At 38.2% G+C, this 13241-nt stretch carries 13 protein-coding genes; 9 read left to right on the top strand and 4 right to left on the bottom strand.

What is annotated here, in order from left to right:
- Window positions 1–2 precede the first annotated feature (2 nt).
- The 9 genes from ACO052_RS15395 to bshA all read left to right on the top strand — a co-directional run bounded on the left by ACO052_RS15395 (window position 3) and on the right by bshA (window position 9731).
- Window positions 3–1316, top strand: a complete 1314-nt coding sequence (locus tag ACO052_RS15395) for a 4Fe-4S dicluster domain-containing protein (protein ID WP_422104679.1) — start codon at window positions 3–5, stop codon at window positions 1314–1316.
- Window positions 1309–1479, top strand: coding sequence for a hypothetical protein (locus ACO052_RS15390; protein ID WP_422104678.1), 171 nt, complete (start codon window positions 1309–1311; stop codon window positions 1477–1479). Before ACO052_RS15395 ends, ACO052_RS15390 begins: the two co-directional genes overlap by 8 nt.
- Before the next feature lie 4 nt (window positions 1480–1483).
- A complete protein-coding gene (locus ACO052_RS15385) occupies window positions 1484–2137 on the top strand; it encodes a hypothetical protein (RefSeq protein ID WP_422104677.1) in 654 nt (217 codons plus the stop codon).
- A 2-nt stretch (window positions 2138–2139) separates the two neighbouring features.
- Window positions 2140–2922, top strand: coding sequence for a (Fe-S)-binding protein (locus tag ACO052_RS15380; protein ID WP_422104676.1), 783 nt, complete (start codon window positions 2140–2142; stop codon window positions 2920–2922).
- Between the two features lie 7 nt (window positions 2923–2929).
- Window positions 2930–3565, top strand: coding sequence for a hypothetical protein (locus ACO052_RS15375; protein WP_422104675.1), 636 nt, complete (start codon window positions 2930–2932; stop codon window positions 3563–3565).
- A gap of 3 nt (window positions 3566–3568) precedes the next feature.
- Entirely contained in the window at window positions 3569–4054 is a 486-nt protein-coding gene (locus tag ACO052_RS15370) for an ABC transporter ATPase (protein WP_422104674.1), read from the top strand.
- Between the two features lie 137 nt (window positions 4055–4191).
- Complete coding sequence (gene serB / locus ACO052_RS15365; protein ID WP_422104673.1) at window positions 4192–5415, top strand: phosphoserine phosphatase SerB; 1224 nt, start codon at window positions 4192–4194, stop codon at window positions 5413–5415.
- 117 nt (window positions 5416–5532) lie between these two features.
- Entirely contained in the window at window positions 5533–8490 is a 2958-nt protein-coding gene (locus ACO052_RS15360) for a glycoside hydrolase family 3 N-terminal domain-containing protein (protein WP_422104672.1), read from the top strand.
- Between the two features lie 101 nt (window positions 8491–8591).
- Window positions 8592–9731 (top strand): N-acetyl-alpha-D-glucosaminyl L-malate synthase BshA, encoded by a 1140-nt coding sequence (bshA, locus tag ACO052_RS15355; protein WP_422104671.1) that lies wholly within the window; start codon window positions 8592–8594, stop codon window positions 9729–9731.
- Here bshA and ACO052_RS15350 read toward each other — a convergent pair.
- From ACO052_RS15350 to ACO052_RS15335, 4 genes are all read right to left on the bottom strand, one after another.
- Window positions 9724–10074, bottom strand: coding sequence for a ribose-5-phosphate isomerase (locus ACO052_RS15350; RefSeq protein WP_422104670.1), 351 nt, complete (start codon window positions 10072–10074; stop codon window positions 9724–9726). The two genes, bshA and ACO052_RS15350, sit on opposite strands and share 8 nt — an antisense overlap.
- 1 nt (window position 10075) lies before the next feature.
- Window positions 10076–10858, bottom strand: a complete 783-nt coding sequence (locus tag ACO052_RS15345) for an alpha/beta hydrolase (RefSeq protein WP_422104669.1) — start codon at window positions 10856–10858, stop codon at window positions 10076–10078.
- A gap of 101 nt (window positions 10859–10959) precedes the next feature.
- Window positions 10960–11331 carry a DUF2200 domain-containing protein gene (locus ACO052_RS15340; protein WP_422104668.1) on the bottom strand — a complete coding sequence of 124 codons (372 nt, stop codon included), beginning with the start codon at window positions 11329–11331 and terminating at the stop codon, window positions 10960–10962.
- Between the two features lie 184 nt (window positions 11332–11515).
- Window positions 11516–13237, bottom strand: coding sequence for an RDD family protein (locus ACO052_RS15335; protein WP_422104667.1), 1722 nt, complete (start codon window positions 13235–13237; stop codon window positions 11516–11518).
- Window positions 13238–13241 lie beyond the last annotated feature (4 nt).

Raw genomic sequence — 13241 nt, 5'->3', positions numbered from 1 at the left:
CTATGGAATACATACCAAATATACTTTTTGCTATTGTCCTTGTTTTAGGAATCGGTTATTTCACAAGAAATGTTAGAAAACTTATTCGCAATATTAAACTTGGGAAAGCTATAGATGCCAGTGACCACAAAAAGGAGCGCTGGAAGAATATGGCACGCATTGCCCTTGGGCAAAGCAAAATGGTAAAGCGACCAATTGCAGGTTTGCTTCATGTGATTGTTTATGTTGGTTTTATTATCATTAATATAGAGGTTTTAGAGATTATCATTGATGGTATTTTTGGAACACATCGCATTGGTTTAAAAGTACTACCAGAATCTGTTTATGGCTTTTTAATTGGTGCTTTTGAGATATTGGCGGTGTTAGTACTGGTTTCCGTAATAGCATTTTGGTTACGTCGAAATGTCATTAAGCTCAAGCGTTTTTTGAGCTCCGAGATGAAGGGTTGGCCAAAAAATGACGGTAATATTATTCTGTATTTCGAAGTCGTTTTAATGTGCTTGTTCTTGGTTATGAATGCGACGGACACGCCTTTTCAAGCTATGGGACATGGCAATATCATTTCACAATTCATAGCCCCTTGGTTTGAAGGTATGCCTGAAGGAACCCTTCATGCCATTGAGCGCACAGCCTGGTGGTTGCACATCATTGGGATTTTAGTGTTCCTCAACTACCTGTATTTTTCAAAGCATTTACATATCATTTTGGCCTTTCCAAATACCTATTACGGGAGTGTTGAGCCCAAAGGGAAGTTCGACAATCTTGATGCTGTTACCAATGAAGTCAAATTGATGATGGATCCTAATGCCGATCCGTTTGCAGCAGCACCAGAAGGTGCAGAGGACGAGGTGCCAGAAAAGTTTGGAGCCAGTGATGTGATGGATTTAAATCAAATCCAATTACTCAATGCATATACTTGTACGGAGTGCGGCCGTTGTACATCGGCCTGTCCTGCAAATCTAACAGGAAAGAAGTTGTCGCCTCGTAAAATTATGATGGACACACGCGACCGTTTAGAAGAGGTTGGGAAGAATATCGATGCCAATAAGGGTGAGTTTAAGGATGATGGCAAACAATTATTAGGCGACTACATCACGCACGAAGAGCTTTGGGCCTGTACCACTTGTAATGCCTGTGTTGAAGAATGTCCTGTAAGTATCAATCCCTTATCGATTATTTTAGATATGCGACGTTATCTTGTGATGGAGCAGAGCGCAGCGCCAATGGAGCTCAATAACATGATGACCAATATCGAAAACAATGGGGCGCCGTGGCCATATAACCAAATGGACCGTTTAAACTGGAAGGATGAATAAAAGGCAAATCATCTTGCTTATTTTGGGAATTGTCTTGGTTGTTTCTGGTACTATGGTTTTAGTACTATTGCATGATGTTGAGCAGAGACACTTACTTGGAGGAGGATTGATCGGTGGTGGTATTGGTTTAATGATGGGATTGTTTAAAAAAAAGAAGAAATAGGTCTATGAAAACAAAATTTTCAAAAGTGCTACTAAGATGTTCAGCAATACTCATTTTTTGTCTGACCTTAAACAGTTATGCTCAGGACACAGGAACAAAGCGGCAGGAACTTGATAGTTTAACTAAGGTGATGTTTGAGCATACCAATAACAAGAATTATGATGCACTAATAGATATCACGCATCCAAAATTGTTTGAAATTGTTCCCAAGGAAACCATGGTCACAGTCCTAAAGTCCATGCTCGAAGGTAATGAAGAGATGTCAATAGATATTCCGGAGCAGCATCCTGAATACAAAATTTCTGACGTCTTTAAGGACGAAGAAAATAATTCGGACTTTGCATTTGTGAGTTATGCGTTGCATATGTCTATGACTTTCAAAAATCAGGAGTTTGATGAAGACACCAAAAACAGTATGGTGCAAATGATGAAACTACAGGGGATGGAAGCGGAGTTCGTTTCTGACAGCACGATAAGTTTAAATATGCCAAATAGCATGACCATCATGATAAATGATGAATCTACAAATAATAAATGGGCGATGATCAACTATGATCCGGATTCACCGATGTTTTTTCAAATTTTATCTGCACCAGTACTGGAAAAGGCAAAATCATACTATCAAGATCTAATGATAGCGCACAAGAAAAAAGAGTGACTATGAGCGAAGAACTTAAAGTGCCTACTATGGCCGAATATATGGCAGAAGGAAAGCAACCCGAGATTTTATTCTGGGTGGGTTCTGCTGGGAGTTATGACGACAGGGCAAAAAAAATTACCAAGGCCTTTGTCAAAATACTAAATAAAGCGAATGTAGACTTTGCCGTTTTAGGAACAGAAGAGAGTAATACAGGGGATTTGGCAAAGCGTGCAGGCAATGAGTTTTTGTTTCAAATGCAAGCCATGATGAATATTGAAGTGCTCAATGCTTATGAGGTAAAACGCATCGTCACCTGTGATCCACATTCGTTTAACTGTATCAAAAATGAATACCCAAGTCTAGGGGGCAATTATGATATTGTGCATCATACACAGTACATTCAAGAACTTATAAGTTCTGGGCGCTTAGGCTTAGAGGGTAAAACCTATAAGGGGAAGCGTATTACTTTCCATGACCCCTGTTATTTGGGTCGTGCTAATAATGAGTACGACGCCCCACGAGAAGTGCTTAAGCAAACCAATGCCAAACTTGTGGAAATGAAGCGCCATAAAAGTACAGCCTTATGCTGTGGGGCAGGTGGGGCACAAATGTTTAAGGAACCTGAAAAAGGAGATATGGATATCAATATTCTCAGAACGCAAGATGCTCTGGAAACGAAGCCAGATATTATTGCTACTGGGTGTCCTTATTGCAATACCATGATGAGCGATGGTATAAAATTCAACGAAAAAGAGGATCGTATTAAAGTGCTCGATATAGCTGAACTAATTTCAAATTCATAAAATGAGAATGAAGAAAAACCTACTATTACTTTTAGTGTCATTGTATTGTTTTAATGGTGTTGCCCAGAATAAATCAAAAGAGGAAGCCACAGAGTTAATGGCTGAAGACACCTGTGAATGCATTGCCAAGAAGAAGATCAGTAAATCTGATAAAAAGGAAGACAAAGAAATGGCTTTAGGGCTATGTCTTTTAGAAAGTTTTAATGAGCATAAATCGAAATCTAAATACTATCGTAAAAAAACACTAAATGATATTGAGCAAATAGGTGAAGACGTAGGCTTTGTAATGGCAAGCATGTGTGCAGAAGATTTCCTTTCCATTTTCTCTTCAGAAGAATTGGTAGAAATTGTGAATGACGAATATGATGTTGGACTTGACGGTTCCGGCAATGCTGAAGGGCTTACCATAGAAGTGGAGCTCATAAGTATGAATAACGATGTTATTTCCTATATTAATGTTAAGGATGATTACGATAAGAGCCATACGTTTTTAATAACCGAAGAGTTTGAAGGTTACGATCTACTTAAACGATCAAATTACGGTAAATCATTTACCGTCACTTTTAAGCAAGTAGAGCTTTTCGATTTAAGTGAAAAGCAATATGTCACCAAGAAAGTAATTACCAAGTTAGAAGCCCTCTAAGTTATGCTGGTTAATTTTGAAGCTTTACCAGAAGAATCAAGGGTTTGGATATACCAAGCCAATCGTTCGTTTTCTGAAGAAGAAATTTTGGAAATAAAATCCAAGATTGAAACGTTTATCGAAGCCTGGACAGCCCATGGAAAGGATTTGCAAGCGGGGTATAAAATCGTCTATAAGCGCTTTATTGTTATCGCCTTAAACCAGAACTTAAATACGGCAACCGGATGCTCCATTGATGCTTCCGTGCATTTTATTCAAGACCTAGAAAAGAGCTACAATGTCGATTTAATGGATAAAATGAATGTTTCTTTCAAACAGGGGGAATTTATCGCTTACAAGCCATTGGTCGATTTTAAAACAATGGCGAAGAACAGATCTGTTTCAAAAAAGACCATCGTATTTAATAATCTGGTCAGCAATATTGCAGAATTTAGAGACAACTGGGAAGTGCCTGCAAGCGAGAGTTGGCATAGTCGATTTATTAAATAAGAATTCGCTATTGAAGAATTTTCATGAATTCCCCAGAATTATTGTGGTATTCGCATGTGAAATTATTTTTATTTCTCAAATAGAATAATCATTTTTACCGCCAAGTATTAAGATATAATAGGACTTCTTAGACTAAGATGGCTACAGATATATTTTTATTAAACATTTCAGGGCAGGATAAGCCAGGATTAACATCGGGTCTTACGAGTGTATTGGCCGAATACGACGCCAAGATTTTAGACATAGGTCAGGCTAACATTCACGATACCTTATCCCTAGGGATGATGTTCGAGATTAAATCGGGCAAAAAATCCGCGGCAGTATTAAAAGATCTGTTGTTTAAGGCCTATGAACTTGGCATAACTGCAAAGTTTACACCAATTTCCCTAGAGGATTATGAACATTGGGTGAGCATGCAAGGTAAAGATCGCTATATCATTACGATCCTGGGCGAAAAACTGGCGGCCGAGCAAATTTCTGAAGTCACTAAGGTGATTTCGGAGAAAGGCCTGAATATTGATTCTATAAAGCGATTGACGGGAAGAACCTCGTTAGTGAAGACACAAGAATATCCTAGAGCGTCAATTCAATTGTCGATACGAGGAAAATTAGCTGATAAATCCGAGTTTACGACGCGATTTATGGATATTTCAAAGGAGTTAGACGTGGATATTGCCTTTCAGGAGGATACCATGTTTAGACGAAATCGCAGATTGGTTTGTTTTGATATGGATTCGACATTAATCCAAACCGAAGTCATCGATGAACTTGCAGAACGCGCAGGCGTTGGTGAAGCCGTTAAAGCGATTACCGAGTCAGCCATGCAAGGCGAAATCGATTTTAATGAAAGCTTTAGAAAACGTATGAAACTCCTAGAAGGCTTAAGTGAAAGTGTTCTACAGGAGGTGGCCGAAAAACTTCCGATTACAAAAGGGGCTAAGCGTTTAATAGATACCTTACACTACTACGGTTATAAGACCGCTATTCTATCCGGTGGTTTCACCTATTTTGGTCATTACCTGCAAGAAAAGTTAGATATCGATTTTGTCTATGCCAATCAGCTAGAAATCAAGAATGGTCGATTAACAGGAGGCTATATTGGTGATATTGTAGATGGTCACAAAAAAGCAGAATACCTTAAACGACTCGCTGATAATATGGGTATTGACATCGGTCAAACCATTGCGGTCGGGGATGGTGCTAATGACCTACAGATGCTCAATTTAGCTGGATTGGGAATTGCATTTCATGCCAAACCAAAAGTTAAGGATAATGCACAAAACTCGATATCGAGTATCGGTTTAGATGGCGTGCTGTATCTCCTAGGTTACCATGATCGTCATATCGACTTGATGAAGTAGTAATCGACTGTTAATTACACGGTTTATAAAAGTATCCTAAAGTCTTTTTACTTCTTATTAATTATGCTATTTTGGCACGGTATTCGTTAATTAGTCTATTACGAAAAAAGAGTGTTCATGCGTTACCCGTCCCTTATTCTATTATTTGTTCTTGTTCAAATGACTTTCGCCCAAACGGAAGACAATCATCCTTTATATACCCAAGATGTTATGGCCCAACAAAAATGGGTCGATAGTATTTATAATGCCATGTCCGTGGAAGAACGTATAGGGCAACTCTTTATGGTACAGGTGATGTCCGAAAATAGCGATAAAGTGAATGAAGAGGTTGTTGATCTCATCAAAAATGAAGGTATCGGCGGTATTATCTATTCCAAAGGAGGGCCTTACCGACAAGCCCGGCTTAACAATCAATTACAAGCGGCGTCTAAACTTCCGCTGTTAATTGGTATGGACGCCGAATGGGGGCTGAGTATGCGTTTGGACTCTACCTATGCCTTTCCATGGAACATGACCCTTGGCGCTATTACAGATAATACACTTGTAGAACAAACCGGGCGACAAATCGGTGAGCATTGCAAGCGATTGGGCGTGCACTTTAATTTTGCACCAGTAGTCGATATCAATACTAACCCTAAAAACCCCATTATTGGTAATCGCTCTTTTGGAGAGGATAGGGATAATGTAACAGCAAAAGGATTGGCCTTTATGAAAGGCATGCAAAGTGCAGGTGTCTTGGCAAATGCCAAGCATTTTCCGGGCCATGGCGATACCGAGGACGATTCACACAAAACACTTCCAACGGTATCATTTAGTGAAAAAAGAATTGATTCTGTAGAGCTGTATCCTTATAGGAAATTGATAAAAGAAGGATTATCGAGTGTAATGGTGGCGCATCTTAACGTTCCGAGTTTAGAAAAAAGACGCGGATTTCCTTCGTCATTATCTAAACATATAGTCACCGACATCTTAAAGGATTCACTAGGTTTTAAAGGGCTTATTTTTACGGATGCCCTTACCATGAAAGGTGCGGCGGATTATGTTGAAAAAGGTGTAGATGGTTTGACCCCAAAAACGCTAGAAAAGGGTGGCGAAATAGACCTTATGGCATTTTTGGCCGGAAATGACGTGATGCTCATGTCGGAAGATCCCAAAAAAGGAATTGCGAAATTCATAGAAGCCTATAAGGCAGAGATCATTACAGAAGAGCGGCTTTCGCATTCCGTGAAGAAAATATTGATGGCAAAGTATAAGGTCGGCCTACATAAGTATGCTCCAGTGGGACTTTATAATCTCGATAAAGATCTCAACAGAATTAAGGACGACGTGCTTTACGAAGCCCTTATGGAGAATGCGATTACCGTACTTGAGAATAAGAATTCATTGTTGCCCTTGCGGGATTTGGAAACTAAGAATATAGCCTATGTCACTCTAGGTGATGCTTCTGGATCTACCTTTTACCATGAATTAAAGAAATATACGAAAGTGCATCATATTAAGGCCGATAAGCTAGATGGCCTTATTTCAAAACTACAGAATTACAATACCGTGATTATTGGTTTTCACAAGTCTAACGATAATCCTTGGAAAGGCTATAAGTTTAAGGAAAAAGAACTGGCATGGCTCTATGAAATTGCAAGAACCAATACCGTAATTTTAGATGTTTTTGCAAGACCTTATGCCTTAAATGATTTACGTTCCATAGAGAATATAGAAGGCATTGTAATGAGCTATCAGAATAGTAAAATAGCTCAAGAGAAATCAGCACAACTTATTTTTGGGTCCATCAGTGCATTGGGGAAACTACCCGTAAGTGCTGGTGAATTTTTCCCTGTAGGCTCTGGCGAAACCTATAACTCCATATCCAATTTAAGTTACGGTCTTCCAGAACGGGTTGGGATGGACTCTGAATTGTTAAGTCGCATCGATTCGGTGGCCAACTATGCTGTAAATAACAGGATGACACCAGGCATACAGCTTTTAGTGGCTAGAAAAGGCAAAGTGATTTACAATAAAAACTTTGGATATCACACCTATGAAAAAAAGAACAAAGTCGATTTTGATGATGTCTACGATGTTGCCTCTTTGACAAAAATCTTGGCAACCTTACCGATATTAATGGAACTGGAAGGCCAAGGTTCGGTATCCTTAGACGCCAAATTGGGGCGTTTAATGGCTGAGTACAAAAACACAAATAAAAAGGACATCACCATAAAGAAAATGCTATCCCACTATGCGCAATTAAAACCATGGATTCCGTTTTATTATGCGACACTAGATTCTGTTACCAAAAAGCCAGATCCAAAATATTACAGAACCAAACGCTCAAAAGCGTTTGATGTTGAAGTTACCAATTCGCTCTTTATGCGAAATGATTACAAAGATTCTATTCAAGAGATTATTAAAGAAAGTGAATTGTTGTCGAGACTGCGTTACCGCTATAGCGATTTGCCATATTACATTCTTAAGGAATACTTAGAGGGGTTTTATGATAAGTCCTTGCACGAAATCACCCAGGATAGATATTATAGGTCATTAGGCGCTAATTACACCACATATAACCCAAGGAATGTCTTTAGTTTAAAGGATATCGTTCCTACAGAAGTCGATAACTATTACCGTTATAACAAAGTTCATGGTTATGTGCACGATATGGGTGCGGCTATGCAAGGTGGTATTGGTGGACATGCCGGTGTATTTAGCAATGCCAATGATGTCGCTAAAATTATGCAGATGTATTTACAAAGCGGGTTTTATGGAGGCAAGCGCTATATAAAATCAAAAACCATCGATAAGTTCAATACTTGTTATTATTGCGAGAAAGATAACCGTAGAGGCATAGGTTTTGACAAACCACAATTAGGAGACGAAGGTCCGACTTGCGGTTGTATATCCATGACAAGTTTTGGGCATTCAGGATTTACAGGCACCTATGCCTGGGCAGATCCAGAGGAAGAGATCGTCTATGTGTTTTTAGCGAATAGAACCTATCCAGAAGCTGGTAAAAATCTCTTACTCAGGGAAAACATTAGAACGGAAATCCAGCGTCTCATTTACGAAGCCATTATTGAGTGATTCAGGCCTAAAGGCGCTTAAGTTAAAAAATCTTAAAGTTGAGTGTTAAACACATAAAAAATCTAACTTTAGCTTCTCAAACTAGTAACAACCATACTTGAATGAAAATAGGAATTGTTTGCTATCCAACCTTTGGAGGTAGTGGAGTAGTAGCTACTGAATTAGGATTAGAATTGTCCAAAAGAGGCCATGAAATTCATTTTATTACCTATAGTCAACCCGTAAGACTGGAGTTATTGAGTAACAATGTGCATTTTCATGAAGTTCATGTGCCAGAATACCCATTGTTTCATTATCAACCCTATGAATTGGCCTTATCGAGCAAGTTGGTAGATATGGTGAAATTGCACGGTATTCAGCTATTGCATGTCCATTATGCGATTCCTCACGCTTATGCGGCTTATATGGCGCAGCAAATGCTTTTAGATGAAGGTATTCTCGTTCCTATTGTCACGACCTTGCATGGAACGGATATTACTTTGGTGGGTAGTCATCCATTTTACAAACCCGCGGTGACCTTTAGTATTAATAAATCCGATGCGGTGACTTCGGTCTCTGAAAGCTTAAAGAATGACACCTTGCGATTGTTCGATATTAAAAAAGATATTCATGTCGTTCCAAATTTTATTGATCTGGATAAGCACGAGCATAATTTTACAGATTGCCAGCGCGGTATGATGGCCGAGGATAACGAACGTATTATTACACATATCAGTAATATGAGGGAAGTGAAACAAATTCCTGATGTCATTAAAATCTTTTACAACATTCAGAAGGAACTACCAGCTCGACTAATGCTCGTTGGCGAAGGACCTGAAAAAGAAGGAGCGGAATTATTAACGGAAGAATTAGGAATCAGTGATAAAGTGGTTTTCTTTGGCAACAGTTTTGAAATCGATAGAATTCTTTGTTTCAGTGACCTGTTCTTACTGCCTTCTAGAACTGAGAGTTTTGGTTTGGCGGCATTAGAAGCTATGGCGAGTGGTGTACCTGTAATTTCAACAAATACGGGTGGATTGCCAGAAGTTAATGTCGATGGCTATTCAGGATACTTAAGTGATGTCAACGCTGTAAAAGACATGTCGTCTAATGCTGTAAAGATTTTAAAAGATCCTAATACCTTAAATAGGTTTAAAGCCAATGCCAAGGCGCAGTCCAAAAACTTTGACATTCATCATATCGTACCAAAGTATGAAGCGATCTATGAGGAAACTTTAGACAAGTTTTTGGTCGCTAATTAAACCAAACGGCATAGCCCGATCGTCGCAATTCCAGTGCTATTTCCCGTTCAGCAATCAAAGCCTCTTGTCGAGATAAGAAGGGATCAATATGGTTGTATAAACTGGGGCGAAGGTAGATGCCATATTTTTCTACAATATTTGCCGATATTTTATAGCCCTTTTTATTTCTATAGCCTGTTTTGTGCTGTTGAAACCGCTCTTTAGGAGTCTTACTCGTCATGCCGACATAAAGACATTCTAGAACACCATTAAATTGCGGATTAGCGGCGCGGAATTTGGCGTTTTCAGTGTAAACGCGTTTAGACAATTCCACAACGTAAATGCGATACAGGGTTTTGGGCATTTTACTCGAACTGGGATAAAAAGGTATTGACGACATTCCAAGTGTCAGCTGAACTCCCTTTAATTCGATCTTCGTCTAGCATTGAAGAGCCATGCACGCCATTTTCAGCGATATAGGTGTCATGGCCATGTTCTTTGGCTAGTTGCATCTGATTTTGAGAACGCTCGCTTTGCATTTCAGACGCCGGTTTCATTAAGAGTAAAGGGATGTCTAAGGACTGTAAATAGGCGTCTGGTTGACAGTCTTTCATAGCTTGACCCGAAGCCGGAGAAAAAATTAAAATGCCTGAGACTTTATCTAAATTCTCTTGAGCAAGTTTTAGCGCTAGAGTAGCACTATAGCTACTTCCCCAAAGAATGACTTTACCAGTAAAATTAGAAGCTTTAAGATAATCCATAGCGGCTAACATATCCGGATAGGCATCGCAATAGTGGTACTGATTATTGGGGATTTCGGCGACAGTTCTATTATAGCCGCCATAATAGTACTGACCACCTACGCGCTGATCAATAGTTAAGATATTGAAGCCTTTTTGTTCTAACACCGGTATGATGGATTTGTACTCGGCTCTAGTATTGGAACCGCCTTGATGAAAGATTAAAAGGGTAGGAGCTGATGTATCCTTTTGATATAAATCACCATAGACTTTAATGCTATCACTGGTATAAAAGTGAATTTCGGTCGAGGGCTCTGTTTTAGAAGCCACTTTAGTATCGGTGACCTCGTTTTTACATGAAGCCAATAGGAGTAAAGCGAAAACGGCGAAGGTCAGTGATTTTTTCATAATTCGAGAACTTAAAAACAACTTACGGTGATAACTAGATGTAAGTTATGCTAATTATGACTAAGAAGACCTTTAATTAACAAACCCTTTGCATTAGATGTTTATTCAGATCTTAAAATCTTTTCCATCTTTCGACCTTTGGCCAACTCATCCACAAGCTTGTCTAAGTATCTCACGTTTTGCGTTGTGGGATTGGTGATGTCCTCAACCCTGTAACCACAAATCACACCTTTTATGAGGTGAGCGTTAGGGTTTAGCGTTGCTTTCTTGAAGAAGGTTTCAAAGTTAGTTTTTGCATCGATAATTTCGTTGAGCTTCTTGTCATCATAACCCGTTAACCATTCAATGACTTGATGCAATTCTTCTTTAGTTCTACTTTTCTTCTCTACTTTGGTCACGTAATGCGGGTATACGGATGCAAAACTCATATTTGCAATGCGTTCGTCGTGATGGCTGGTGTCGGATTTACTCATTTTTGATTTAGCTTTTATGCAAGATAGTGATTTTTAAGTAGTCTTGTTTTTAACACTATGAGGGATACAAATACCTTATAATTGGCGACACTAAGCCCGTTCAGTACTCATAAGCTAATTTGATTTTTTCATGTTTTCAAAGCTCGATACGATACAGAATAATCATGCTAATTTATTAACTTCATTATTGTACCTCATAAAAATCCAATACGCCATACTTGGTGAACTTTATATGGTATTTTGCAGTATTGTTTGATGTTCGGTTCATTAGTGTTACTTCAACTATATAGGCTTTGTTTTCTAGTTTTTTCTTTTCCGTATCAATTTTTAAATTAACACTGTTAGGAGAAGAGGTATCTTTTTTCAAGACTAAGTCACCTTCTATAGTTTTAAATGCCTTAATTGAATAAGAAGAACGGTAATTAGTTTCAATTTCCAAACGGTAGCTATCAACAGACTCCTCTGGGCTGCCATAGCTATAACTCAAAGAATGTTTCCGTAAGTATACATCAGATACCGAGATATGCTTTGGGTTGGTTAACTTAAGCGGGTTCTTTAGGTTATTTTTATCGAAAACTATTTTTTCAAGCTCGTCTTTATAGTCACGATAATAATCGTTCAAGCCGTATACTTCTGGGTTAAACTTTTCAAATTCTCTTTTTTCAATTAATTTCGAAGCATATATGTTATTTGTATCTGTACTATCAACAATATATAAATACCCATAAGAAGACCTATAACCTTTATCTATTTCAAAAAATTCACCTTTAACGAAATAGGTTAGTTGTTGATGATCTAAACGTCTGTTCTTTTTGTTTTCTTCATAGGTCGCAGTCACCTCCCTATATCTCATTAGCTTGATCTGATTTTTTATAATAGACGGCGTAAAGGGTAAAAACATGACTAATGGAAAGATGACAAAATACCAACCATAGGCGATACCTTTAGGTTTATTCTTTACGACCAAAGTATCAGACCATTCATCATGAAGGCCATCTCCTTTTTCTGAGAAAGCAAAAGAAAATAGATCAATTACAGGTATCAACCGGGTTAAAGTTCGCTTTACGATGCTAGATGTTTTGTTATTTCCTTTTTTTACAATGACCTGAGTATTGGTGATAAACTTTGCTGGACTTCTTAAAAAGAGACGCTCTAGAAGAAAATAGACGATTATTATACCAATGAAAAGCAGTAAATAGCGGAATGCATATTCTGCGAAAGAACTTTCTAAGTTGCCGCTAAGAATTTCCAACCTAGCAAGGGTCATCATAAAAGAAGCTAAGATGAGACTAATTAAAACTCTGGGGAAACAATCTATAAAGTAATTCATAAAACGCTGCCCACGACTTGCTAAAACTAGTGTTTCATCACCTTCTGAAATTGAGGTATATCTCAATTCGTCTTCAGAATTTAATCTGGTTATAACATGGTAATGACATAAAATTATGAATACATCTATAACTCGAAATAATAGAAAGAGCAGTAGGCTAGACAAAGGAAATTTGTCGAACATAAATAGTCTGTAAACAAAACCATTTATAAAACCCATAAGCATCAGTGCAATGGCTACAGACAATAGATAACGCAACATTCGGCTGTCTTTAAATTTACTGAAGAAAAAAATTAAGGACGCTGCTAGCATAAGAAGCGGAAACATGGCTTCTATATGCAAAAAAGAATTGGCATAAAGATCAAAACTGATGATTCGTATATCCCTCAAAAAATAGACTGCAGAATTAAGATTGAAGTTGTAAATATTAAAAGCGCTTGATACATACGAGATGAAGTGCTCATAATTAGCTCGCGTAGGTCTAAAAAAGTAAACCCAACTAATGCTATATAAACTTGTTATAGAATAAAACCAGAATATAGTTTTGAGTGGAATGCGGTTCAATAATTTTTTCATTTAA

This window comes from Winogradskyella sp. (assembly GCF_965228925.1).
Lineage (GTDB): Bacteria > Bacteroidota > Bacteroidia > Flavobacteriales > Flavobacteriaceae > Winogradskyella.
Note: the sequence above shows the minus strand (reverse complement) of the source record. Positions and strands in the feature narration are given on the sequence as shown.